This is a genomic window from Nitrospina watsonii (assembly GCF_946900835.1).
GTDB classification, from domain to species: domain Bacteria; phylum Nitrospinota; class Nitrospinia; order Nitrospinales; family Nitrospinaceae; genus Nitrospina; species Nitrospina watsonii.
Genome location: NZ_OX336137.1, coordinates 774,343 through 800,779, shown reverse-complemented (window position 1 = coordinate 800,779; position 26,437 = coordinate 774,343). Strand labels below are relative to the sequence as shown.

18 protein-coding genes are annotated in these 26,437 nt (G+C 56.7%); 4 read left to right on the top strand and 14 right to left on the bottom strand.

The window, feature by feature from the left end; translation table 11 throughout:
• Window positions 1-7 precede the first annotated feature (7 nt).
• The 8 genes from QML71_RS03535 to QML71_RS03500 all read right to left on the bottom strand — a co-directional run bounded on the left by QML71_RS03535 (window position 8) and on the right by QML71_RS03500 (window position 11,046).
• Complete coding sequence (locus QML71_RS03535; protein WP_282010522.1) at window positions 8-2,491, bottom strand: TonB-dependent siderophore receptor; 2,484 nt, start codon at window positions 2,489-2,491, stop codon at window positions 8-10.
• Between the two features lie 257 nt (window positions 2,492-2,748).
• On the bottom strand, window positions 2,749-3,096 hold the full coding sequence (locus QML71_RS03530; RefSeq protein WP_282010521.1) for a hypothetical protein: 348 nt from the start codon (window positions 3,094-3,096) through the stop codon (window positions 2,749-2,751).
• A 232-nt stretch (window positions 3,097-3,328) separates the two neighbouring features.
• Complete coding sequence (locus QML71_RS03525; protein ID WP_282010520.1) at window positions 3,329-4,579, bottom strand: PepSY-associated TM helix domain-containing protein; 1,251 nt, start codon at window positions 4,577-4,579, stop codon at window positions 3,329-3,331.
• An 8-nt stretch (window positions 4,580-4,587) separates the two neighbouring features.
• Window positions 4,588-7,080 (bottom strand): TonB-dependent siderophore receptor, encoded by a 2,493-nt coding sequence (locus tag QML71_RS03520; protein WP_282010519.1) that lies wholly within the window; start codon window positions 7,078-7,080, stop codon window positions 4,588-4,590.
• A 185-nt stretch (window positions 7,081-7,265) separates the two neighbouring features.
• On the bottom strand, window positions 7,266-8,174 hold the full coding sequence (locus QML71_RS03515) for a FecR family protein (RefSeq protein ID WP_282010518.1): 909 nt from the start codon (window positions 8,172-8,174) through the stop codon (window positions 7,266-7,268).
• 174 nt (window positions 8,175-8,348) lie between these two features.
• Complete coding sequence (locus tag QML71_RS03510) at window positions 8,349-8,879, bottom strand: RNA polymerase sigma factor (RefSeq protein WP_282010517.1); 531 nt, start codon at window positions 8,877-8,879, stop codon at window positions 8,349-8,351.
• 465 nt (window positions 8,880-9,344) lie between these two features.
• The gene (locus tag QML71_RS03505) at window positions 9,345-10,340 is read right to left on the bottom strand and encodes a FecR family protein (RefSeq protein WP_282010516.1); all 996 of its coding nucleotides are present in this window, start codon (window positions 10,338-10,340) and stop codon (window positions 9,345-9,347) included.
• A 193-nt stretch (window positions 10,341-10,533) separates the two neighbouring features.
• A complete protein-coding gene (locus QML71_RS03500) occupies window positions 10,534-11,046 on the bottom strand; it encodes an RNA polymerase sigma factor (RefSeq protein ID WP_282010515.1) in 513 nt (170 codons plus the stop codon).
• A 458-nt stretch (window positions 11,047-11,504) separates the two neighbouring features.
• Between QML71_RS03500 and aceE the strand changes: the two genes are divergently transcribed.
• Genes aceE through lpdA form a run of 3 tightly spaced genes read left to right on the top strand, consistent with a single transcriptional unit; the run spans window position 11,505 to window position 17,104 of the window.
• A complete protein-coding gene (gene aceE / locus QML71_RS03495) occupies window positions 11,505-14,183 on the top strand; it encodes a pyruvate dehydrogenase (acetyl-transferring), homodimeric type (RefSeq protein WP_345742313.1) in 2,679 nt (892 codons plus the stop codon).
• A gap of 15 nt (window positions 14,184-14,198) precedes the next feature.
• Window positions 14,199-15,707, top strand: coding sequence for a 2-oxo acid dehydrogenase subunit E2 (locus QML71_RS03490; RefSeq protein ID WP_282010514.1), 1,509 nt, complete (start codon window positions 14,199-14,201; stop codon window positions 15,705-15,707).
• Window positions 15,708-15,712: 5 nt separating this feature from the next.
• A complete protein-coding gene (gene lpdA, locus QML71_RS03485) occupies window positions 15,713-17,104 on the top strand; it encodes a dihydrolipoyl dehydrogenase (protein WP_282010513.1) in 1,392 nt (463 codons plus the stop codon).
• A gap of 100 nt (window positions 17,105-17,204) precedes the next feature.
• Here lpdA and QML71_RS03480 read toward each other — a convergent pair whose 3' ends face one another.
• The 6 genes from QML71_RS03480 to QML71_RS03455 all read right to left on the bottom strand — a co-directional run bounded on the left by QML71_RS03480 (window position 17,205) and on the right by QML71_RS03455 (window position 25,644).
• A complete protein-coding gene (locus QML71_RS03480; protein ID WP_282010512.1) occupies window positions 17,205-17,384 on the bottom strand; it encodes an Hc1-related histone H1-like protein in 180 nt (59 codons plus the stop codon).
• Between the two features lie 424 nt (window positions 17,385-17,808).
• Complete coding sequence (locus QML71_RS03475; protein ID WP_282010511.1) at window positions 17,809-18,639, bottom strand: hypothetical protein; 831 nt, start codon at window positions 18,637-18,639, stop codon at window positions 17,809-17,811.
• Window positions 18,640-18,755: 116 nt separating this feature from the next.
• Window positions 18,756-20,036: a tetratricopeptide repeat protein gene (locus tag QML71_RS03470; RefSeq protein WP_282010510.1), complete on the bottom strand. Its 1,281-nt coding sequence runs from the start codon at window positions 20,034-20,036 to the stop codon at window positions 18,756-18,758.
• A 193-nt stretch (window positions 20,037-20,229) separates the two neighbouring features.
• Window positions 20,230-21,048, bottom strand: a complete 819-nt coding sequence (locus QML71_RS03465; protein WP_282010509.1) for a glycine/sarcosine N-methyltransferase — start codon at window positions 21,046-21,048, stop codon at window positions 20,230-20,232.
• Between the two features lie 340 nt (window positions 21,049-21,388).
• A complete protein-coding gene (locus QML71_RS03460; RefSeq protein ID WP_282010508.1) occupies window positions 21,389-23,620 on the bottom strand; it encodes an NADP-dependent isocitrate dehydrogenase in 2,232 nt (743 codons plus the stop codon).
• A gap of 398 nt (window positions 23,621-24,018) precedes the next feature.
• Window positions 24,019-25,644, bottom strand: coding sequence for a sigma-54-dependent Fis family transcriptional regulator (locus QML71_RS03455; RefSeq protein WP_282010507.1), 1,626 nt, complete (start codon window positions 25,642-25,644; stop codon window positions 24,019-24,021).
• Window positions 25,645-25,849: 205 nt separating this feature from the next.
• Here QML71_RS03455 and QML71_RS03450 point away from each other — a divergent pair, with 205 nt between their 5' ends.
• Entirely contained in the window at window positions 25,850-26,377 is a 528-nt protein-coding gene (locus tag QML71_RS03450; protein WP_282010506.1) for a hypothetical protein, read from the top strand.
• Window positions 26,378-26,437 lie beyond the last annotated feature (60 nt).

Genomic DNA, 26,437 nt, shown 5'->3' with positions numbered 1-26,437 from the left:
ATTCACCTCACCAGTTGTAGCGAACGGTGCCCATCACATTCCTGCGGTCGCCATAGAAACAGGCTATGGAGAAACAACCGGCAATGTATTCCTTATCCAATGCGTTGCGCAGATTGACCGCGAACTCCCAGTGATTCAAGCGGTAGTTCACCGCGGCGTCGAAGATCAGGTAAGAAGGCACCTTGATGGTATTGGCATCGTCCGCAAAAGTGGTGCCCGTGTAGTTGGCCCCGGCTCCGACTCCCAGGTTCTTCAGCAAACCGCTTGGAACGGTGTAATGGGTCCACACGGAAGCGAGGTGGTCCGGAGTGACAAAGGGCGTTTTGCCGAAATCGCCGTCGTTGCTCTGCGTGACTTCCATATCCAGGAAGCTGTAATTGGCCACCATCTCCAGGCCCTGGGCCAGTGCCATGATGCCTTCCAGCTCGATTCCGCGCGAACGGATTTCCCCCGTCTGAATCACGTTGAGAGGATTGTTGGGATCGCCGGTGCGCACTTTTTGCCGACGCAGATCGAATACGCTCACGGTGAACCGCGCATCCAGTCCGGGCGGCTCGTATTTGAGCCCCACTTCGATCTGCGTCGCCGTTTCCGGCTCAAATTTCTGACCGAGAAAATTGGAACCCACCACGGGAACAAACGATTCCGACACACTGGCATAGGGGGCCAGGCCGAAACTGGACTCATAGACCACTCCCGCGCGCCCGGTGAAGGCGGTGTCGCTCTGCTTTGTGGTTCCGCCGGTCAGCAGGTCCTCTGTCTCGGAACTGGCCCAGTCATGCCGGCCGGACAGAACCAGAATCAAGCGATTCCACTTGATTTGATCCTGAATATAAACGCCGGTTTGGAACTGGGTGATGTCCTGCGCCGTGCTGAAGGCCGGATCGTTCAACACGCTCTGGTTGTACCGGGGATTGAACAGATCCAGCGTTGGAGCCATCACCTCCCCGGCCCGCGTATCCACACGATGGGTCTGAAAGTCCAGGCCGGTGAGCAGGGTGTGCTTGAACGGTCCGGTTTGAACCTTGTACTCAATTTGGTTGTCGACCGCAAAGCTGTCCGCATTCACCCGGTTGAAAAATTGTGCCCGGTCCAGAGTGCGATTGTCCGCCTGCAATCCGAACGCGTAGATCTGCTTGTTGGTGTAGTCGATGTAGAAGTAGCGGAAGTTCTGCCGCACGGCGACGGCATTGTTGATCCGGTGCTCAAACTGGTAGGCCACCGAAGCCTGCGTTTTGGTGTACTGATCGTAATTGGGTTCGCCCGTGAAGCGGCTGGTCGGCACTTCCCCCAGGGGATTGTTGAAAAGCGTTCCCTTTACAGGGAAGAAATTCGCCAGGTTGCCGGAGTCATCATATTGATAATGGCTGAGCAGGGTGAACGTGGTGTTTTCATTCGGACGCCACGTGACCGAGGGCGCGAAGTAAAACCGGTTGTCTTCCACAAAGTCCAACTGCGTGTCGCTGTCGCGCGCCATGGCAACCAGGCGGAAATGAAGCTCATCCGTCCCTTCAACCGGGCCGCCAATATCCACCATCAACTGCTTTCGATCGAAGCTACCGAGCATCAACGCCACCTGCCGGCGTGGCTCCAGCGTCGGTTTCTTGGAAACCAGGTTGACCATCCCTCCCGGTGTGTTCTGACCATACAGAACCGAGGACGGGCCGCGGAAAATATCCACCCGGTCCAGTCCATACGGCTCCGTCTGAATATGCAGAAAACCAGCTGGCATCGAAAGCCGCAGTCCGTCCTTGAACAGGCTGTTCCACGTGGAGTTGAATCCCCTCAGCTTGAACCAGTCCACACGGGAATCCACGCCGAACGTCGCCGACTGCACCCCCGGCGCGTACTTCAAGGCCTGCGCCAGGTTGACCACCGCCTGGTCGGTCATGCGCTTGCGGGTGATGATCGACACCGATTGCGGTATTTCGATCAAAGGCGTTTCGGTTTTGGTCGCCGTGGGGGTCTCGTTCACCACAAACTCTTTGGGATCGATCTGGCCCGCCCCTTCCACCGCCACCGGAGGCAGACGGGTGGCTTCCTCTTTTTTATCATCCCGGGCCTTTTCCTTTTCCGGGTCCGCTTCATTTTCGGCGAACCGCTCCGGCTGAATCACCTTCAACTCTTTCGATTGAACTTCCAGGGTCAACGTGTGATCGACCTCCGACTCCAGAACCACGTTGTTCGATTCCGTAAAGCGGAAATTCAGATGCGTCCCGTCCAGAACTTTTTCAAACGCCTCTTTCGGCGTGTAGGTTCCTTCCAATCCCTGCGTCGTCAACCCCTCCGTTTGTTTCGCATCGTAAACGATCTGCATGCCGCTCGCATCGGCCAGCCGATTGAGTGCCTCCACCAAAGGCCCCGCCGGAATGTCGAAGGGACGGACTTCTTCGGTCTGCCCCACCCACAGCGCATTCTGCGCCGGCACATTGCCGCTTTGTCCGGCATGCAGGGTCCCCGCACCCGCCAACATGATGAAGGATAGAAACAACGAAAGCCCCCTTCTCCCAAAAGCAGAGCGGCGGGTTTTCTTTTCAGTATGGATAACCTTGAATTGCATCGGTTCGTTCCCGTCAGGTGAAGGCACAAAAGGCACAAGGCCAAAGCGCGAATGATAATCGTTCTCAAGTTATGACGGGCGAGGGACCCAATTCAGGACGTGGATCTCAAAAATTAATTGAAAAAAGGTGGAAAAAATATGAAAAGACCGGTTGGACCCTCCGATCAAGGTCGATATTCCAGTCTGTTCTAAAACCGGAGGCTCAAACTGGTGCTGACGGTGCGCGGGGGCCCGGGGGTGAGATTGCCGAACCGGATGTTTACAAAGTGACGCGTGTCATACAGGTTGTCGATGTTCACCCGCAGGGTGGCCAGGGTGCCTCGGTCACCAGCGCCATGAGGTGGGTGGGCACTCCGGAGGGACGGTTGCGTTCGACCGTCGGGGTCATTCATGTCCTCCAGTTCGGCATCGAGGAACATGAGACTGCCGAACACGGTCCATTCGGGGGTGACCTTGCCGATCAATGACAACTCAATGCCAGTGTGGACTTGATTGCCATCCTGAACGTAAGGGAGGAGGCATGGAACGTTCCTCACCCAATTCCGCAAAACGTCCGAAGATCGTCACACCTGCCGGACGCGGTTCATCCATCGGAGGAAGCCAAAGCCGTTTCACGACCATCCCCACGCACGGCGCAAGCGCAAAGGGTTACTCAAAAAACAAGATTGACCGATAGCCTGTCCGGCGGGAAAAGCACGCCCTCCCCTCCGCGGTGGGTTCCCTTGTCCCACCGCGGAGGAGCGGCAAGCCTCTGGAGGAGGCAGACGTTCAAGTTGTGACGTTGGCGTTGGATTCTTCTCTTGACGTGTCTGCGGATGTTTTGGCAGGAAGCCCCTTGCGTTTGACCCACCAGATGACGATGCCCGTAACGGACAGCATGGCCACCAGAAGCCCGGCCATCGACACCACGATGCGTCCGGGCAGACCGGCGATCTGTCCGCTGTGGATGGGAAACTGGACTTCCATGAGGAAATCGCCGGCCGTGCCCTCTCCAGGAACCTTGTGCGCGATCACCTCACCGGTACTCCCCTCAAAATCCATTGTGGAATGGCCCAGTCCGGGGGCATGCTCCCCGCCCGGCGGATAGAAAAATGCGGAATAGATTCCAAAGTGAGGGCTGTAACCGATACCTCCCAAATACGTTGACCAGTTCCGCCGCTTGGCTTCCTCCAGTGCGCGGGCTTCAATCTCCTGGAAGCTGAACTTCGGCGCATAGGGCGCATTCTCCATGCGGTCCAGCCTCTCTTCAAAAGGATTCGGCGTGATCGTGGAAACCGCCGAAAGCACCGGACGAAACACCTCGAACCCGAGATTGAGATAGATGCTGCTCATGGAGAGGAAAATAAGCAGGACCCACGGCCACAAGCCACCCGCCCTGTGCGCGTCGAAATTCGTACGGTACGGTCCCGCCTCCGTCCTTATTTTCCACGCGGGCTTCCATCGCGCCCAAAAGGGACGTCCCGGCGGAAAGGTCAGATAAGCCCCCACGAAGCAGTCGAAAAACCAGATGATGGCGATGCCGCCCATCAGCCAACGGCCCCACATATTTTCCCATCCACCGATGAACTCGTGCGGCAAGTGCAGGGAATAGTGGAAGGTGTACAAATAAGGAAGAAGGTGTTTGCGTTCGAAACAGCAATCCCCCCACAATCGTTTTCCAAGGATGTCGCCGTTGACCGGATCGACGAACACCTGGCTGTACTCGACCTCATACGGCGCGCCGGTGGCGGGATCGATGCGCGGCTCCACGACGACCGTCACCGATTCCCCCGGCGCGTGCACTTCCAAAGGAAGAAAGGTGACCTGGGCCCGCGGGTCCGCTTTCTCCACGGTCGCTTTCCACTCATAAGGAGACAGCGGTTCGCCGGATGTGCCGGGTGAGAACAACTCCGGGTTCAGGCCCTCATCCAGTTCGTGGTAAAAGGCAATGATGCTTCCGGTCAAACCCGATACGATGAGAAACAGCGCGATCGTCAGCCCCGCGTAGCGATGCAGCTTGACCCATAAAATCCTTCCCATGATTCACCTCACCAGTTGTAGCGAACGGTGCCCATCACATTTCTGCGCGCCCCATAGAAACAGGCGCTGGAGAAACAGCCCGCCGCATACGTTTTGTCCGCTACATTCTGAACATTCAAAGCCATATCCCAGTGGCTCCACCGGTAACGAAGCGCCGCATCGAAGATCACGTAAGATGGTACCTTGATGGTATTGGCGAAATCGGCAAAGCTGGTTCCCTGGTAACGAACGCCGCCGCCGGTTCCCAAACCGGCAAGTGGACCGTTTTGAACCGTATAATTCGCCCACAGGGAAGCTATATGTTCCGGGACCTGCGTCGGCCGATTACCCTGTTCTCCTGGAAAGGTGGTTTTGGTGACCTCCATATCGAGATACGTGTAGGCAGCCACCATATCCAAGCCCTGCATCAGGCTTATATTGCTCTCCACCTCGATCCCCTGCGAACGGACTTCACCGGTCTGAATCGTGTTGAACGGGTTGCTCGGATCGGGGTTTTGAACATTCTGCCGCCTGAGATCGAACACGCTCAAAGTGACCTGAGCATCGACATTTTCCGGTTCATATTTCACGCCGACCTCGATCTGTTTTCCTTCTTCGGGAATGAACGCCTGGCCGAACAGATTGGTGCCGAGCGCCGGATTGAATGATTCCGAGTAGCTGACATAAGGTGCCAGTCCGAATTTTGAGCGGTATACCAGGCCCACCCTTCCGGTGAACGCCGCATCTCTCTGTTTCGTCGTGGTTCCGGAGATAATATTATCGGTTTCAGAACTGGCCCAGTCATGCCGACCGGACAGTACCAGAATCCAACGGTTCCACTTGATTTGATCCTGAAGGTAAACACCAGTTTGATGCTGGATGACATCCGTGATCGAACTGAACGCGGGATCATTGATCAGGGTCTGGTTATAAACCGGACTGAACACATCCAAGGTGGGAGCACCGGGGGTAGCAGTGCTGACGTCGATCCGTTGAGTCAATTGATCTACACCGGCAAGGAGCTTGTGCTGGAGCGGACCTGTCGCAAAATCATATTGAACGTGGGTGTCCACCGTAAAGCTGTCGGCATTGACCTTCTCAAAAACCAAGAACCGGTTCAGCGTGCGGTTGTCGGCCTGCAAACCGCTGGCGAAAACCTGCTTCCAGGTGTAATCGATGTAATAATAACGAAAATTTTGGCGCACCTTCAGGGCATTGTTGACTTCGTGCTCAAACTGGTAGCCGACCGAGGCCTGTGTTTTTTCATACTGGTCAAAATTGGGCTCTCCCGTGAAACGACTGGTAGGAATTTCGCCGAATGGGTTCGGCAAAATCGTTCCCTCCAATGGATAAAAATTCACCACGTTCCCCGTGTCATCTTCATGAAGGTGAGTCAGCAGTGTCAGGGACGTTCTATCGTTCGGACGCCAACTCAGGGAGGGTGCGACAAAAAAACGATTATCCTCGACAAAATCCACCTGCGTGTCGCTGTCGCGCGCCATAGCGGTCAAGCGGTACTGAAATTCCTCCGCACCTTCTATGGGCCCGCCAGTATCAAGCATCACCTGTTTCCGGTCAAAACTTCCGAACGTCAAGGCCAACTGGTGTCCCGATTGCATGGGCGGTTTTTTGCTCACCAGGTTGACCATGCCCCCCGGGGTGTTCTGGCCGTATAAAACCGATGACGGTCCCTTGAACACATCCACCCGTTCCAATCCGTATGGTTCGGTCCGCACATGCAGGTTCCCGGAAGGAAAGGAAAGTTTCAATCCGTCCTTGTACAAACTTGTAAAGTTGGATGGAAAGCCCCTTAAGTTGAACCAGTCTGCGCGAGTATCCACACCGAACACGGAGGACTGCACACCCGATGTATAACTAAGCACTTCGGCCAGACTTTGAACGTTCTGGTCCGTCATGCGCTGGCGGGTGATCATGGACACGGATTGAGGAATCTCGATCAACGGCGTATTCGTCTTGGTAGCAGTCGGGGTGTTTTCCTGCGTGTATCCCTTCGGTTCCAGAGGATTCACCCCTTCCACCGCCACCGGAGGCAGGCGGGTGGCCTTTTCATCATCCCGGGCCTTTTCCTTTTCGGCGAACCGCTCCGGCTTGATCACCTTCAACTCTTTGGATTGAACCTCCAGTGTGAGAGTGTGTTCCGCAACCGGTTCCAGAGTGACCGTATTCGAATCCACAAACGAATAGTGAAGCCCGGTGCCCATCAACAACTTATTCAGTGCCTGCTGAATCGTATATTCCCCCGAAACCACGTTGGACTCTTTGCCTGCGGTCCACTTGGAGTCCACGCTGACCTGAAGATTTCCCTGGGATGAAAAAAGGTGGAGGGCGGAATCAAGCGGTTGCGCCTGGATATGAAACTTCTCCTTTGATTCGAGCTTGCCGCTGAAATCGTGATTCTCCCCGGACCAGGCGTTTGGACTGACGGCGCTCCCCATTGCCAGTGACAGGGTAAGGATCGCGAGGCAATGCAGTAGAGCCTTTGAAGAGCTTGCAATTTTCATACGTCGGAAATCCTCTAAGGGTTGATGCGAGCGTTTCTTTGTATGACGTGCGGCAGTCCTTCACCCGTAAAATTTCTTAAGAATTCGAGGAGGATTTCCTGTGGTGGGCGGGAGCCGTTCACAGCAGGCGTGTCCGGAAAAGCCGGTCCGGGAAAAGGGAGTTGCGGGAAAGAAGGGGGGACGAATCAATAAAACAAAATGACGGGACCCATTCGCCATACCTGGATGTTCAGGGTCTCGGCCAAAACGTTGACATCCTGATCCAGTTTATCAAGATGGTACGTAGCGGTGAGCCGCCTGTCACGGATCGAACGGCCCATGACATACAGGGTTTGTGGAAGGTAGCGATCCATTTCCTGGATGGCCTGTGGAAGCGGGGTGGCATCGAACACAAGTTGACCGTTCAACCAGGCCGGAACGCCCTTTGCCTTGGTGACCGAAACAATGTCTCCCTTGTGGACCAAGCGGTCGTTTGCCTGCAACAGACGACCGGGCGAACCGGGTTCCGTTTGGCTTTCCGATCGCACCTTGCCTTCCAGGACAAGAACTTCTTCTGTTTCATCGGAAATGCGGGCGATGAATTGGGTTCCGACCACGGTAATCCGTTGATGGTTCATGGCAACGGTGAAGGGCCGTTCCGGGTTTGAGGTCACTTTGAACATCGCCTCGCCTTTTAGCAAACGGACGCTGCGGTGATGTTCGGAAAAGGAGATTTGCAGCGCGCTGTCCGTATTCAAAATCACGGTCGATCCATCCGGCAGGGTGCCCTGGTACTGCTCTCCGACCTGGGTGGAGTGATCCGCCTGGGAAAGGGCAATCCATTCCTGCAGGGGGAGCACCCAAAACAAAAAGGATGCCGCCACCAATGACAAGGCTGCCCTTTTCCAGAATGCAAGGGTTGAGGACGCTGAGAAACGCGGAGTGCGGGGGGCGGCCTGTTCGGCTTTTTCCAGAGCCGCTTTCAGTTCCCCGCTTTCGAGAAATTGCTCCCACTCCTTTGCGGCACGCGCATGATCGGGATGTTCGCGTTGCCAGGATTCGTAGAGATCGGCACCTGTTTCCCCGGCCTCCTCACTTTCCTGCTTGTGCTTCAACCACAGCTCGAGGGCTCGCTCTGAATTTCGGCGCTTGAGGAAACCGGGACGGTGGGAAGAGCGGTTCTTTTTGGACTCTGACATGGCTCAGCCACAAGAAAAAGAATACAGGCCTTCCGCCTGCTCTAACTGTAAGACGCTTGGATCGGCAAAAGCCTCACTGCGATTCCCGGATTATTCGGAAAGGTGCTTTTTGCAGTGTATGATAGCCTGTTTGATTTTTTTTTCAACTGTGCTGAGGGATACCTTGAAATGCGCCGCGATGTCTTTCTGTTTCCATTCCTCCAACTTGAAAAGAATGAATATTTCGCGGGTTTGAGGGGGGAGGGATTGGATGGCCCGGGTCAGCCGTTGCACCTGCTCTTCGTTGATCAATTGCTGGTCCGGGGTTTCGGAAGAGGCAACGGAGGCCACCCGGTCTTCCGGAACATCGGTGAAAATGCGGCGATTTCGCTTGGTTTTCCTATGGTGATCGGTCGCCAGGTTGGTGACCACGCGATATAAAAAGGCCCGCAGGTTTTCAATCTGGCTCAGATCGCCAATCGAGGAGGCCTTGAGAAAGGCTTCCTGCACGAGGTCCGCTGCAAGGTCCGGAACCCCCAGGCGCAGGGACGCGTAGCGGGTCAACTCCTGCCGGTGGTCTTCAAAAACGGTTTCCAACCGGGTGGACAAGGAGGCCAAGGTTTGTGAGGAAAAATCGCTCATTGAAAGGCAAAAACTTGAAACAGTGGTTAATCCTGTCGCACTATATAGAAATTGAAAATCATTATCAATAAGTTTCTACGGATTTTTACACTGCATGAGCAGGAGAAATGGCAAGAACTAAAGCCTAACTACCTAATAAATAATCTATAACTCCCTCCTCCCCGGTGGCAAAATTAGGGATCTGGATGGATCGGGATGCCGTTCAATCGCAGTCAGGAATTCCCAGTCCGGCAGGCACGCCCCCTCCCCTCCCGCAGCGGCCTTCAGAGATTTAGGACCACTTCTGTCGGTTGGACCGGGAAATGGCAACCTCTCCCGCGAAACTTCTTTTTTATCAATTGGCTCGATGGGAGTTCGATTGAACTGTGCTTGCCGGAAAGAAAAAGCCGGGGGGCAGGAACCCGTCTGGTTGTTGCAATTAAAAAAGCGAGAACGGGGGACGAGAAAATAAATAGAAGAGATATCTCAGTATAAAAATACGAGGTAGTCGGTGATGCGGACCGCCCGCAGTCCCAGAGACTCTTCCAGAGCTGTGACCATGCCTTCCGGCTGATCGGTGCGGAACACACCGTTGACCGTGAGCGTTTTCAGATCGGTTCCCACTATCCGAATCCACCCGCGGTGGTAGCGGTTGACTTCATCAATGACCTCTTCCAGAGGCCGGTTTTCAAAAATCAGTTTGCCCCGCCGCCAGGCATTGACTTTCTCCAGGGACACCGGTTGCGCCGAGGTCAGTTGCCCGGTTTGCATCCGTACCTGTTGGGCGGGCGATAAAACCACCGCCTTGGAAAAGGACATGGAATCCGAATGAAGCGCCACCCGCACACGGTTTTCCAAAACACTCACGGTGGTGCGCCCCCCATCCTGCCGCACAACGAACGCCGTGCCCAGCGCGGTGGCGGTGCCTTCTTCCGTGTGCACGACAAACGGCCGGTCGGGGTCGTGCGCCACCTGGAACTCGGCTTCACCCGTCAGCAGGCGGACCTTCCGCCGGTCGCCTGCATAGTCCACCGCCAACGCCGAGTCGGTATTCAAAAAGACGCGGGAGCCATCGGCCAGCGTGATCGCACGCATCTGGCCCACTCCGGTTTGGTGATCCGCGCGGAACCGCAGAGACAGGTCGCCTGCAAACACCGTCATCACGATCAACGCCACGCACGCGGCAAGCGCCGTCCACGCCATCGCCCCTCGGCGGAATCGAAGCAACCCTCCCGCCGGGATCGGTCGCCGTGGACGTTTGGACACAAAATCGTTCTGGGTAAGCGATTGCGGCTTCGCCCGGCTGGCCTGCGGAAGGCGATCCAACTCCCCCCACACCTCCTGCGCACGGTCGAAGGCTTTTCTATGAAGCGCGTCGGCTTCCAGCCAGCGGTCCAGTTCCCTTTTCGACTCCGGCGCAAGCGGTTCGGCATCCAGGCGAATGCACCACGCGACGGCTTCATCCCAAATGGCTTTGGGCATTTTGTCTTGATTTGATGTGGACACGGACCCCCCCTTCGATCCGGAAAAAAGCGGTATCTTCCCCGCCTTTTCCACCTGGCGCTGCGCCCGGCAAACGCCGATCATGCCGCGAGGCAGAATCGGTTTCATCTATTAAGACGCAATGGGTAGTGATTACAGGATGTGCTGCATCCTGTCAACCTGTGGGATGAGCCTACTCCGCCTCTTCCAGCGAGGCAAGGCAATGGGCGAGGGCTTTGCGCAGGTGTTTTTCAACCATGTTTCGGCTGATGCCAAGCCGGCGGGCGATCTCTGCCTGTTCCAGGTGCTCGAATTTACGCAGACGAAACACCTGCTGACACCGTGGAGGCAATTCCTCCACCGCCTTCAGCAAATGAGCCAGGCGTTCCTTTTGAATCAAAAGACTTTCTGGATGGGGTTCGTTGTTGGAAACATTTTCTGGAAGGACGCCGCTTTCGATGTAGCGGGACCGCACCCGGTCGCGGCGGACAAAGTCGATCATCAGGTTGCGGGCGACTCGGTACAGATACGCGCGGGCGTTTTCCACGGGATCGGTGGGAGGACTCGATGTGATCCGCACCCAGGTTTCCTGTACGATGTCCTCCGCCACAGAAGAACACCCGACCCTGCGGGCCACAAACCGCTTCAACTCGTCGTAATGGCTTTCAAAGGCCTGCACCAACGAAGTCAAATGACTTCTCTTCATATCATAACCATTTAAAAACAATTATTTGCAAAGCATTGCGCCGCCTTTCCAGTGAGTTCCGCATGGTCCGGCAGGCCTCGGAAACCTGGAAGATATAGCAGGATAACTTATTGCTAATGGTTTTCAATCTCAAAATATAGCCTTCAAGTCAAGCATAAAAAGTGGTGGGGGCCTGTCGCGCCCATCCCATCACGCTAATAAAAGGGAGCGGTGGCGAGCCCATTCTTGCCTCTTCCTCCCCCCGGCCTGCAACATCGGGTCCGCCTTGCTTCCTTTATAAGGACCGTTTCCTCCGTTACCCCAGCCCGGGCAGGACACCGTTGTTCCATTGACTACCAAGTTTTCAAACAACAAGTCTTTGACAAATTGTGCCGTTGAGGTCTGGGATGTTATCAAGTAATCTGGAAATACAGTGGACTCATTCGGGCGGCGCATATTCTCTTTATGAGGGGGCGGGCATGACGCAGTGGGCGGACATTCCCATGGACGACTCCGATCCGGCGGAAACGCAGGAGTGGGTGGATTCGCTCCAGTACCTGCTGCGCGACGTCGGGTCCGAGCGCGCTCAATTCATTTTGCATCGCCTGCAGGATGAAATGCGCAAGTCCGGGCACAACCTGCCTTTCACCGCGAACACTGCATACCTCAACACCCTCCCCGCCGAAGACCAGCCGTCGTATCCCGGTGATCCCGACATCGAGCGGCGTGTCCGCAGCCTGGTTCGCTGGAACGCCATGGCCATGGTGGTGCGCGCCAACCGCAACAGTGCGGGCATCGGCGGCCACATTTCCACCTTCGCCTCGCTGGCGCTGCTTCTCGAAATGGGCTTCAATCATTTTTTCCACGGACCCAAAAACGGCGCGCCCGGCGACCAGATTTATTTTCAGGGCCACGCCGCGCCGGGAGTGTATGCCCGGGCATTTCTGGAAGGCCGCCTCACGCAGCAACAACTGGAAAACTTCCGTCGCGAACTGCAATCCGGCGCCGGCTTGCCTTCGTACCCGCATCCGTGGCTGATGCCCGGCTTCTGGGAATTTCCCACGGTCTCGATGGGCCTGTCGCCGATCATGGCGATCTACCAGGCGCGGTTCAACCGCTACCTGCACCACCGCGATCTCAAAGACACCGCCGAAAGCAAAGTCTGGGTGTTTCTCGGCGACGGCGAGGTGGACGAGCCGGAAAGCCTGGGCGCGATCACCCTCGCTTCCCGCGAAAAACTCGACAACCTGATTTTCGTCGTCAACTGCAACCTGCAACGGCTGGACGGACCGGTGCGCGGCAACGGCAAGATCATTCAGGAACTGGAAGCGGCCTTCCGTGGCGCGGGGTGGAACGTGATCAAATTGATCTGGGGCACGGACTGGGACCCCCTGCTCGCCAAAGACGACAAGGGCCTGCTCAAGAAACGCATGATGGAGACCGTGGACGGCTGGTACCAGAAATACGTGGTCGAACAGGGCAGCTTCATCCGCGATCATTTTTTCGGCGTGCATCCGGAGCTGTTGAAAATGGTGGAGGGCATGACCGACGACAAGCTGGAAACCTTACGGCGCGGCGGGCACGACCTGCAAAAGGTGTATGCGGCGTATCACGCGGCGGTGAACCATACGGGAGCGCCCACTGTCATCCTCGCCAAGACCATCAAAGGTTACGGCCTCGGCGAGGCGGGCGAAGGCAAAAACATCACGCACCAGGCGAAGAAACTGAACGAAAGCGAACTGTTGAATTTCCGCACACGCTTCGGCATCCCCATCGGCGACGACGACGTCGCCAACGCGCCGTTCTACAAACCCGCCGACGACAGCGAAGAACTCACCTACCTCCACGAACGGCGCGATCACCTTGGTGGATTCATTCCGGAACGAACCGTGCGCGCCAAACCCCTGGCTGCACCCCAACGCAAAGCGTTCGAGGAATTTTTCAAAGGCTCCGGCGAGCGCGAGGTGTCCACGACCATGGCCTTCGTGCAGGTGTTGAGCCAGCTCCTGCGCAACCCGGACCTCTCCCAACTGCTGGTGCCCATCATCCCCGATGAAGCCCGCACCTTCGGCATGGAAACCCTGTTCCGCAAGTACGGCATCTACGCCAGCCAGGGCCAGCTTTATGACCCGGTGGACATGGACCAACTGCTGTATTACCGCGAAGCGCGGGACGGTCAGATATTGGAGGAAGGCATCAGCGAAGCCGGGTCCATGGCCTCGTTCATCGCGGCGGGCACGGCGTACGCCACGCACGGCATCAACACCATCCCGTTTTTCATTTTCTATTCGATGTTCGGGTTTCAACGCATCGGCGACCTCATCTGGGCCGCCGCCGACATGCGCACGCGCGGATTTCTTCTGGGCGGCACTTCGGGACGCACCACGTTGAACGGCGAAGGCCTGCAACATCAGGACGGGCACAGCCACCTGCTGGCCACCACGGTGCCCAACCTCATCACCTACGACCCCGCCTACGCCTACGAACTCGCGATCATCATCCAGGATGGCCTGCGCCGCATGTATGAAGAACAGGAAAGCGTGTTCTACTACATCACGCTCTACAACGAAAACCAGGGCATGCCGGAAATGCCGAAAGGCGTCGAGGACGGTATCCTCAAAGGCCTCTACAAATTCAAACCCGGAGCCGATAAACCGGACAGGGCGAAAGCGCACCTGTTCGGCAGCGGCAGCCTGCTCAAGGAAGCCCTGCGCGCACAGGAAATTCTCGCGGAACATTATGAGGTGTCCGCCGATGTGTGGAGCGTGACCAGCTATAAGGAGTTGCGGCGCGACGCCTTGGAGGTGGACCGCTGGAACCGCCTGCACCCGACGGAGAAGCCACGCACGTCCTATATCAAAGAGGTGCTGAAAGATGCGGACGGACCCATCGTCGCGGTGACCGATTACATGAAGCTGGTAGCGGATCAGATTGCGCCCTGGGTGCCGGGTCCGTACACGACGCTCGGCACCGATGGCTTCGGCCGCAGCGAATCCCGCGAAGCGTTGCGCCGGTTTTTTGAAATCGATGCGGAATGCATCGCCGTCGCCACGCTGCACACGCTGGCACAACAGGGCACCATCCCGATGAAGCGCGTGAAGCAGGCGATCGACCAACTCGACATCGATCCGGACAAACCCGACCCCCTTTCCACTTAACAAAAGGATGCGTCCATGAGCGAAGACATCAAGCTGCCCGCCCTCGGTGAGGGCATCGACTCCGGCGACGTGGCGAAGATCCATGTCAAGGAAGGCTCGGAGGTGGAGGTGGACACGGTGCTGCTCGAACTGGAAACGGAAAAGGCGCTGCTCGAGTTGCCCTCGCCGGTGGCCGGACGCATCACCGGGATCAAAATCTCCGAAGGCGACACCATCGAGGTCGGGCAATCCCTGTTCGATGTGGACACCGGCGGATCGGATGGCGATTCCAAGACCGAAAAAGAAGAAAAGCAGGATTCAAAGAAGAAAGAGGACAAGGAGAAAAAGGACACCGAGGACAAAAAAGAAAAAGAGAAAGAAAAATCGGAGGACCGGACGGACGACGACGAAAAGGATTCCGATTCCGAAGACAAACCGAAAAAAAAGAAACCGGATTCGCAACGGAAAGAAAAAAAAAACAAAGAGGACAAAGAAGACGAAGGAGGGGAAGAAGAGAAAGAAGAAAGCGAGGACACGTCCTCCAAAAAGAAATCCAAGGAGGACCAGGAAACTACTCAGGAAAAGAAACCGTCAAAAGAAAGAAAGGAGGACAAGGAGAAGTCCTCCGAAAAGCCGGAAGACGAATCGATTCCTGTGCCCGCCGGACCCGGTGCGCGCCGCCTGGCACGCGAGTTGGGCGTGGACCTCGGTCAGGTCGCCGGCACGGCGCGCGGCGGACGCATCACCCTCGACGACGTCAAGGCCTACACCAAACAGAAGATGACCGCCCCGTCTGCGGGGCCGGCTGTCCAACCGGAACCGCTGCCCGACTTCACGCAGTGGGGCGAGGTCGAAACCGAATCCATCCCGTCGCTGCGCGGCAAGATCGCGAGCAACCTCAGCCGCGCCTGGAACGCGGTGCCGCTGGTCACGCAGTTCGATGAGGCCGACATCACCGAGCTCGAGTCGCTGCGCAAGGCGCAGGCGGAGTTCATCAAAAAACAGGGCGGCAAGCTGACCATGACGGTGCTGGTGCTGGAAGCGCTGGTGGCGGCGCTCAAGCAGCACCCGCAGTTCAACGCCAGCGTCGATCTCAATGAAGGCGTCATCCACTACAAAAAATATTACAACATCGGCGTCGCCGTGGACACGCCTTCGGGATTGATCGTCCCGGTCATCAAAAACGTCGATCAAAAAAGCGTGGCCGAGCTGGCGGTGGAGCTGACGGAACTTTCCGAACGCGCGCGCAACCGCAAAGTGAAGCTGGAGGAATTGCGCGGCGGCAATATTTCCATCTCCAATCTGGGCGGCATCGGGGGCACGGCGTTCACGCCGCTGGTGCGGCCGCCGGAGGTGGCGGTGGTGGGCCTTTCGCGCACGCGCATGCAACCGGTTTACAAGGACGGCACATTCCAGCCGCGCCTCATCCTTCCCTTCTGCGTGTCGTACGACCACAAGTTGATCGACGGCGCGGACGCGGCCCGCTTCGCGCGCACGCTGGCGGAACGGTTGGAAAATTTCACGGGCACTTTGCTGCAAGGATGAGTGTCATGGCCGAACATCCTCTGGTGATCATCGGAGCCGGACCCGGCGGCTATGCCGCCGCGTTTCTCGCCGCCGACAAGGGCATGGACGTGACCCTGATCGACGAACAGGACAACCCCGGCGGCGTGTGCCTGCACGTCGGGTGCATCCCCTCCAAAACGCTGCTGCACATCGCCAAGCTCATCGGCGAAGCGCGGCAGGCGAAAGAATGGGGACTCGACTTCGGCGAGCCGCGGGTCGATCTCGAAGCCCTCCGTCAATGGAAGAACAAAGTCGTGGAACAGATGACCGGCGGGCTGGCGCAGCTTGCCAAACAACGAAAGGTGAAACGCATTCAGGGCCGCGCCGTGTTTCAGGACGCGCACGCGCTGAAGGTCGGCGATGACGTGCTCCGCTTCGACCACTGCATCATCGCCACCGGATCGCGCCCCACCTGGCCGCAGACGTTTCCAAAACCCGGCGGGCGGGTGATGGACTCCACCGCAGCGCTGGAGATCGCAGACATCCCCGAACGTTTGCTGGTGATCGGCGGCGGCTACATCGGTTTGGAAATGGGCACGGTGTATGCGGCGCTGGGCAGCCGCGTGAGCGTGGTCGAGATGACCGATGGACTGCTCCCCGGCGTGGACCGCGACCTGGTGCGTCCGTTGCAGAGAAAACTCGCAGGCGATTTCGAAGCGATTCACCTGAACACAAAAGTGGCGTCGCTCACCGAAAATAAAAATTCCGTTGAAGTCACTCTCGAGACCGACGACGGAAAACGTGAAGACACGTTCGACCGTGTGCTGATGGCCGTGGGCCGCCGGCCCAACAGCGACGGGTTCGGCCTCGACGCCACACAGATCGAACTCGACTCACACGGCTTCATCCCGGTGAACGCGCAACGGCGCACGGCGGAACAATCGATTTACGCCATCGGCGATGTCGCGGGCGGCGCCATGCTGGCGCACAAGGCGGCGCACGAAGCCAGGGTGGCGGTGGAGGCGATTGCCGGAGACAAAACAAAATGGGACGCGCGCGCCATCCCGGCGGTGGTGTTCACCGATCCGGAAATCGCGTGGTGCGGGCTGACGGAAGCCGAAGCGAAAGAAAAGGATGTGAGTGTGACGGTGGCGAAGTTTCCGTGGGGCGCGTCGGGACGCGCGCAGAGCCTGGGCCGGGTGGAGGGCGTGACCAAACTGGTTCTGGAAAAAGAGAGCGGCCGCGTGCTGGGAGTGGGCATTGCCGGCGCCGGTGCGGGCGAGTTGATTGCTGAAGGCGTCCTCGCCGTTGAGATGGGCGCGGTGGCGGAAGACGTGGCGCGCGCCATCCATCCACACCCCACCCTGTCCGAGACGTTGATGGAATCCGCCGAAAGTTTTTACGGCAGCGCCACGCACATCCATCGCAAACAATAACTGCCGCCGTTCCCGCCGCAAACCAAAAACGGACCCGGCCATCGCGGCCGGGTCCGTGGTCATTCAGGGTGCCGGGATTGTAAAATCGGTGCGGGGCGGATCAGCCCAGGCTGTTTTTCTTGTCCTGGATCTCGGCCCGGCGGACCTTCGACAGTTTTCCCAATTCGGCCAAAGCCTTGCGGGCGCGGGCGGCAGCGGCCTTGACGTTTTTGGTTTCGAAACTTTCGCTTTCGGCGATGTATTGCTCGTACGCGGCAACAATTTGGTCATGAGTCGTCATAGATTTCTCCGTTGAAGTCTATTGATAATGATTGGAAGCGACGTTCCAGGTTGGGGTGATCCCAGTGTTCTAAAATCGAAGTAGAGGATTTACCATACTCTTTTCGGCAATGCCACGAATTATGAGGGCGGCCTTGAACCCGGGTCCGGCGCAGGCAGCACCGGGGGGGCGATCCCTTCCCTTTAAGATACCGTTTCACGCCTCAATAGCCCAGTTAAATTCCATAATACCCAGAATATCAAGGGAACTAAAAACCGCGCAAGCGGCAATATCGAAACCCTTTACCCCACCCCGTTCCACTGAAAAAACATTTTGACTTTTGGCGGTTGGATTTGCCCGCTCAGGAAGAAAAATAGGATTTATACCAGTCAGCGCATCGGAAGGGGGACCATCTAAACTGCGCCTCGCGAAAAAGGCATAAAATTTAGTGAGTTGGTCGAGAACTGTCGATCAATTCCGCTACAGCGGCTTTTAAAACTTGAAAACAAATCTTAGCAGTATGCATATCCGGATAAAAGCCCGAACACATTTGCTCGTAAGGATGAATATAATTCCGGAAATCACGCAAAGCATGACTAAATTTTTTCACATCAAGCTTTAGAATTCCAATTTCATAAGCCACATCTATGTAATTCCCTAATCCCCAATCTTCAAATTTTTTAGTTTTTCCATCTTTATCTTTAGGAGAACTTTTAGATTGATTAAAAACTTTTGGATTACTTATGGCAATAGACAATAAGATCCCCTCCAAAATACTGCCACACAAAAAAATAATCGCCAATGGAGAACCAACTTTAAGACATTTTAAAGTTTCCTCTAAACGGGATTCAAGAACTGGAAGTAGCCCTGGCTCAATTGGTAGTTTTGCAATCGAAAAATCCCCGAATTCTTTTTGTAAAAACTCATCTTCTGTTAAATCTGACTTATTTTTAGTACCGAGCAGTCGCTCAATGGTTTTTTGACAATTCTTATAATCCTGATTTTCTTTTTGATTTGGGTTTTCATATAACCAGATTTCAAGCATCTCCTTTAGAGCTTTGCCAACAACCCTGTCTGTTTCCTTTTCCCAAAAAGCTCTTAGCTTTTTTGCTTTTGATCCTCCATTTGAAGTGTATTTAACATCCGTTATGTTTATTCCAACAGAATCTCTAAAAAACTCACCAAAACTTCTATCGGAAAAATCTAATACATATCCACCAGCCATGTTCAAAATATTTTCAAAACATTTTTTTTCTAAAGGAGTGAGACTTGCCATTAACCAAACCAGTAAAAAGTTTTTAGCTCTACCAGACAAAATCATTAACTGGATTAATATATCTTAAAGACTCGTTCTTTCAACTCCTTTTCAAATTAATTCGTAAAATACGATTCTTAATTAGCTATCGTATTCCACAGTGCGGTGATGCGGGATTTCCAGGGGTCGGTCCAGGCGGCGTCGAACACACTGAACATGTCTTCGGCGGCGGTGAGATGTTCCGAAGCGCGGGCGGGGTCGTTCAACTGAATATAAATCTCCGCGAGGTCCACGCGCACGCGGGCCTCTTCCTTTCTGTTCTCGACGAACCGGGCGGCCGCCAGGGCGTCTTCCAGCGTTTCGGCGGCGCGTGCCCCCTCCCCCGCTTTCTGCTGGTTGAGGCCGATGCCCACCAACAACTCCAGTTCCTTGTCGTGGTCTTCCAACTCCCGGTAACGCTTCAACGCTTTGCGGTAACAGTCGATGGCGCGGGCGAGTTCGTCGCGTTTGACGTGCACGTGACCGAGCCCGTTGTAGGCGCTGGCGATGAAGGCGGCGGACCCGAGCGCATCGGCGCGGCACAGTTGTTCTTCGTAATGCTGTTTGGCGCGGGTGAGGTCGCCGGACACGGCATAGGCGTCGCCCAGATTGGCGAGCAGGTCGCATTCGGCGTGGGCGTTCTGCGTTGCGCGAACGAGGGGCAGTTGTTCTTCGAAGCACTGGATGGCGCGCTGCGTCTGCCCGAGTTGCGCGTAGGCGAGTCCGAGCGCGGCGAGTGCGTTGTTCTCGGCGGTGCGGTCGCCCTTGCGCCGTGCGGTGTCGAGGTTTTGATTTTCGGTGTCGATGGTGCGGCGCAACGCCAGTGCGCCGGAAAACTCCATCCCCAGGCGCGGCGGCGCCAGCGGATTGCCGGCGGCATCGGTGAAATCAGGGATGGGCGCCGATCCCGCCTGCGCGGCTTTCTCCATCAAATCGCGGCGGAAGCTCAATTCGGTTTCGATGTCGTCGAGGATGGGGTGCAGGTCTTCCAACCAGCGGGCGCTGCGCAGGCGGTGCGTTTTCGCGTTGAGCAGCCATTTCCAGACGCCCCGCGCCTCGGCCTTGCCAGGCAGGCGCGCGGTGTCCACCAGCACCGGCACCAGGATGAGATCCTGATGGACGGCGGTGACGACCTCCATCCGCATGCGTTCGCTGAGTGGGGGGATGGCGGCATCGGCCTCGTTGCTAGCGGATGCGCCCAGCACGACGACCAGCACCTCGCTGCGCGCCAGGCGGGCGCGGAAGGATTCCGGCGGCGCGTCCTCGTTTGCCCTAGCCCACAGGCAGTCCGCCTCCAGCGCCGCCCGGCATTCCTCGGTGATGGACGCGACCAAGGGTTCGAGGTGCACCGTGTTCAAACTGAAATAAAGTGTGGGCATGGTGGCCCTCCGTGATCCCGCACGCACCCCGTACCGTGCGGCACGCCGCGTTGCCTCCCGTATGGGAGGCGTCCGAAAAAAAAGAGGTTTGCCCGCAAACGGCAAACCCCTGTTCCGTGTGACCCAACGCGCAGCAGCACCCTCTGCGCCATCCCAGTCCGGCTTCGCCTCCCCCCTTAAGAGGGAGGCGCGGCTAATCCTCCTCGTCGTCCTCCATGTATTCCTTCTCGGCCACGTGAACCAGAAAATCCGGATCGTTCGCATCGAACGTGCCCTTGAAGTCGCCATAGGTCTCGACATGCTGAAACCCGACCTCGTGCATGAGGCGGCGTGCGTATTTGCGGCGCAGCGGAAACATATTGAGATGAAAAATGGAATTGTCCGGGAACGTGTACCGGAACCGCGCCAGACCCTCGTCCATATGTTCCGGCTCGGCGATCACATCTTCCCCGCAATAATAATATTTGTGCTTGCTGGAGAACCCCTGATCGAGAATGGAATCGTAGTTGCGCTGGTCCAGCACAAGAATGCCATCGTGATTGAGCGTGGCGTAAAACTCCGCCAGCGCCTTGCGCCGGTCGTGCTCGGCAAACAGATGCGTGAAGGAGTTGCCGAGGCAGATGACGGCATCGAACTGTTCGTGGACCGTGCGATTCAGCCAGCGCCAGTCCGCCTGCACCGTGCGCAAGAGGTGGCCGCGGTTGCGGGCATTGTTGAATGCCTTATACAGCATTTCCGGGCTGCCGTCGGCGCTGGTCACATCGAACCCGGCGCTCAACAAGCGCACGGAATGAAAACCGGTGCCGCAGGCCACGTCGAGCACCCGCTTCACACCGCGTGAACGCAGCAGTTCGATAAAAAAATCACCTTCGCTTTTCCAACGCTGATCCCAGTCAATCAAATCGTCCCACTTTTCGACGAAACTCTTGACGTACTCTTCCTGGTAGTGGTTGGTGTCACGTACCTCTTTCGGGTTGGCCCCGAACGATTGCTCTGGGTTTGCTCTTGTCAAAACGGACCTCTGTTTGGTTTGCAATAAATTTGGAACTGTAAGGTAGGAAAAGATTATAACACGACATGGCGGATGGAACGAGTGCTCAGGGAAAATTTTGTTTTAAAAGTGCCGATCCAGGCTATATTTCGACCTATTCCGCGCCCACATAACATGAAATGGGTGCCACAGCGTGAATGCGGTCCGTTTTTTGTGACCGCGTGGCCGGTCATAGCTAACCGCCTGACAGGTAAAAATCGTTCCAGGTCACCCCGCACCGTTTGAGACAAAAAAAGAGCCCGGTCACCAGGACCGGGCTCTTTCCGTTCTGCAAACACACTTTTACATTCCTACAGCGCCATCAGATGCTGTCCAGAATGGAATTGAAGGTTTTGCTCGGACGCATGGCGACCGCAACCTTTTGGGCATCGGGGTGGAAGTATCCACCCAGATCCATCGGTTTGCCCTTCGAATCGGCAAGCTCTTTGAGGATGGTGTCGAGTTTCTCCTCCATCTGCTTGGCGATCGGGGTGAACCGTTCCTTGAGGTCCGCGTCGTCGTTCTGGGCCGCCAGTTCCTGGGCCCAATAGAGCGCCTCGTAAACATGGCTGCCGGCATTGTCCAGATCACCCAGCTCGCGACCGGGGTTTTTGTTGGTTTCCATCAACTTGCCGGTCGCCTTGTCCAGCGCTTCGGCCAGCACCTGAGCCTTTTTATTGCCAAACGTTTTGCTCAGGTGGGCGAGGGATTCCGCGAGGGCCAGAAATTCGCCGAGAGAATCCCAGCGCAGGTGGCCTTCCTTCTGGAACTGCTGCACGTGCTTCGGCGCCGAACCGCCGGCCCCGGTCTCGAACAGGCCACCGCCATTGATCAGCGGAACGATGGACAGCATCTTCGCGCTGGTGCCGAGCTCCAGAATCGGGAACAAGTCGGTCAGGTAGTCACGAAGAACGTTACCCGTGGCCGAAATGGTGTCCTCACCCTTCTTGGCGCGTGCCAGCGAGTGCTTCATGGCATCGACCGGAGACATGGTCTGGATGTCCAGACCGTTGGTGTCGTGATCCTTCAGGTACACGTTCACCTTTTTGATGACTTCCGCATCGTGCGCGCGGTCTTTATCCAGCCAGAACACGACCGGCGTGGAGGAAGCGCGGGCGCGGTTGACGGCCAGCTTCACCCAGTCCTGAATCGGGATGTCCTTGACGATACAGCTGCGGAAGATGTCGCCCTTCTCCACCGGGTGCTCGTGGACGGTCTGCCCGGCCGCATCGACCAGACGGATGGTGCCGTCGCTTTTGGCTTCGATGGTTTTGTCGTGCGAGCCGTACTCCTCCGCCTTCTGCGCCATGAGGCCAACGTTGGGAACCGTGCCCATGGTGGACGGATCGAACTCACCGTTTTCCTTACAGAACTCGATGCAGGCCTGGTAGATGCCGGCATAACTGCTGTCCGGGATCATCGCCAGCGTGTCGTGTTCCTTGCCGTCCGAACCCCACATCTTACCGGAGGTGCGGATGGCCGCGGCCATGGATGCGTCGATGATGATGTCACTCGGCACGTGCAGGTTGGTGATGCCGCGGTCGGAGTCCACCATCGCCAGTTCCGGTCCGTTCTTCAGACAGGCCTGGATGTCGTCCTCGATTTCCTTCTTCTTGTCGGCCGGGAGTTTCTCGATGCGCGCCAGCACATCGCCCAGACCGTTGTTCGGATTGGCGCCCAGCTCCTTGAAGGTGTCGCCGTGCTTCTTGAACACGTCCTCGAAATAAGAAATCACACCGTGACCGAAGATGATGGGATCGGAGACCTTCATCATCGTTGCCTTCATGTGCAGGGACAACAGCACACCGCGCTTTTTGGCCTCTTCCTTCGATGCCTTCAAGAAAGCGTCAAGAGCCTTGGCGCTCATCTTGGTGGCATCGACGACATCGCCCTCGTCCAGCGTGATGTTTTCTTTCAGTACCGTGGCTTTGCCGCTGGCGTCGGTGAACTCGAGTTTCGCCTTGCCGGCCTGCGCCGCGGTGATGGTGGTGGATTTTTCATTGGACCGGAAGTCACCGCTGGTCATGTGCGCGACATCGGTTTTGGAATCCTTCGACCACTTGCCCATGCGATGCGGGTTTTTCCGGGCAAAGTTTTTGACCGATGCCGAAGCGCGGCGGTCGGAGTTGCCCTGGCGCAGAACCGGGTTCACGGCACTGCCCTTGACCTTGTCAAAGCGGGACTGGATGTCTTTCTCCTCGTCCGTTTTGGGATCGTCCGGATAATCCGGAATGTCGTAGCCCTGCTCCTGCAATTCCTTGACAACGGCCTTGATCTGCGGAATGGACGCGCTGATGTTCGGCAGTTTGATCACGTTGCAGGTGGGCTCCTTCACCATGTCGCCCAGGATTGCCAGGTCGTCCGGCTGCTGCTGTTCTTTTTTCAAGCGTTCGGGAAACTGCGCGATGATGCGTCCGGCCAGGGAAATGTCCATGGTGCCGACTTTCAAGCCCGCCACTTTGCTGAAGGACTGAATGATCGGCAGAAAGGAACCGCTCGCCAACTCGGGAGCTTCATCGACTTTCGTGTATATAATATCTGGTTTGTCTGACATCTTTTTTTACCCCGTTAAAATTTTCTGGTTTTAGTCCAAAAGTATGGATTTTACAGAGATATTCCGGCAAATACTTAAAAAAAATCGACGCGCTGTCAACTCTTTTTTTAGCTTTAAATATGTAGAGTTTTCAGGACGTCAGGGAACGCCCCTCATATACAGTTCCCGGCACACGTCCCCTCCGGAATTTCCAAGCCTGCCTGTGTCCAGATACAGACCGGCGTTTCAGGGAGTTGCCCAAAGGGTCACTTGAGGGTGTAGCCAAGTGAGTAATATAAATCAGGTTTGCGCGCAATCCAACCCTATCCTTGGCCTTCGTGAGGATTTTTTTTGAGGGGGCCCCGACCGGCTCCCGGCCCGGCTCCTAATCGCAATGTTTTCTGTGATATGGCCGCAACCTATTCAGGCAGGAACTGTTTCTTCAGGCCCATGGCCTTGATCCGCGTAGCCAGCGTGGTGGGTTTGATGTCGAGGCGTTTCGCCGCCCCATCGTCGCCGTAAATCTTGCCGCCTGCCTGCTGAAGGGCTCTCAATATGTTTTCCTTTTCGCGCTTTCGCATTTCCGCTTCCGGAATCACTTCTTCTTCCGCCGGTTGGCTGACCGGCTGCGCGGCGCTTTCCCTGGGTTCACTCACTCCCGGCAAATCGAATTTCAAACGCCCCGCCGCCGAAGTGATGACGGCGCGTTCCACCAGGTTCTGCAGTTCACGGATGTTGCCCGGCCACGAGTACTTCTGCAGGGTGGACAGCACGGCCCGCGACGGAGGTTTCACGGTCTGGTTGAATTTTCTGCGGGCGGCTTCGATGAAATGCAACGCCAGCAAAGGGATGTCTTCCGTACGCTCGCGCAGGGGCGGCAGTTCGATGGGAAACACGTTCAGCCGGTAATAGAGGTCTTCGCGGAAGCGGCCTTCTTTCACTTCGCGTTTGAGGTCGCGATTGGTGGCGGCGAGAATGCGCACGTCGGTGGTGCGCGTGCGTTCGTCGCCGACGCGCTCGTACTCGCCTTCCTGCAGAACGCGCAACAGCTTGCTCTGCACTTCCAGCGGAATCTCGCCCACCTCATCCAGAAACAGGGTGCCGCCGTTGGCCAGTTCGAAACGGCCTTTGCGGTCCTGCACCGCGCCGGTGAACGCGCCCTTCAAATGGCCGAAGAATTCGCTTTCATACAAATCGCGCGGGATCGAGGCACAGTTGACCTTGATCATCGGGCGCTTCCAGCGCGGGCCGCGCTTGTGCACCTCGCGCGCCACCAGTTCCTTGCCGGTGCCGGATTCGCCGGTGATCAGGATGCTGGCGTCGGTTTTCGCCACCATCTCGATCTGCCTGAGCACCGCGTTGAGCGACACACTCTGGCCGATGATGTCGCCGAACGCCTGCGATTCCACCAGTTCTTCACTCAGGTACTCGTAGTCGTCGGTGAGCTGTTTGTTGAGGGTTTCGATCTGCTCGAAGGCTTCGGCGTTGGTGATGGACACCGCCAGGTGATCGGCCACCAGCCGCCCCCAGAACAGGCCTTCGCCTTCCATGTCCACTTCCTTTAAAGGAACGAAACCACAAACCCCCAACACCTTACCCTGAAACACCACCGGCAACACGGCGAGGCCGATCACCTGCATCGCCTCGCCCCAGCGCTTCGACACCGCAAAATCGAGATCGTCTGCCAGCGACAACGTGTCCGCGATTTCGCCGGTGACGGCACACCGCCCGACCTTGCCGACGCCCAAGGGAATGCGCAGGTAATCGTCTTCCAAATCTTCAGAAGGCGCATAGCCGGGGCTGTAACGCTCGGCCACCAGGTGCAGGCAGCGCGTCTGGTCCAGGCACTGAGCCTGCAACGGGCAGGTCGCGCAGTGGTCGCCGGGGCGGATGAGCCAGATGCGCGTCAGCGCCAGAAACGGGTCTTCGGCGGACTTCTCCACCACCGTCTCCAGCAACGAAGACACACTGCGTTGCTGCGGCATGGCCAGCAGCAACTCCCGCATATTGATGAAGGGCTGAGACTGAGAGGGGGACGCATTCATGGCCGCATTATAACGGATTTCCGTTAAACTTAAACGTAAATTCGTTATTAAACAGAAATCCGTTCTTATTAAAATGGAACCATGAATCCATAACCCTTTACAAACATTGAATTTTTAAATTTTATGCGGGTTTGGCCCAGGTTTTGCTTTATTCATGGCGAATGGATTTTGAATACTATCTCAGACCTTTTGGAGGCACCCGATCATGACTGCACGCAGCCCGATTCGCCAACATTCCCTTTCTGGTTCCCGCAGCAACCCGGCGTTCTGGATGGCGCTCGCGTTCGGGTTTCTGATCTGGGGCTTCAGCGCCAGCGCCCACGCGTCACACGGAGGCGGGCATGCGCAAGGCATCCCCCTGGAAGAACCGGCGGCCCTGCTGTTTTCCACGCAGGCGGACCGCGCCCTTGCCGAGCCTCAGGCGCAGAACCCGTTCACCCCGTACACCGCGTCCGCCGGGGAGATTGCGCTGGATGACGGCAGCCTGCATTGCCTGCTTTCGGCGGCGATTCACAAGGATCAGGGCAACGGATCGGACGCGGCCTGCCGCCTGTTCACCTTGAAAGGTCTTTATCGAAACACTTCCATTTCCGACGGCTGGCACTTGTTCAAACAGGAAGTGACGAAAAACCCGCAGTTTTTTGAAAGCGGGGTGCGCGGTCCCGCAACCCTGGGGCTGGATGCCCTGACGGGTTATATCCACGACACTTACGGTATTTCCAGCATGCACTGATCCGTCATACGCTGGGCAGGGGGTGGGGAGGGGACCCCTGTTCGGTTTGACGAAAATACT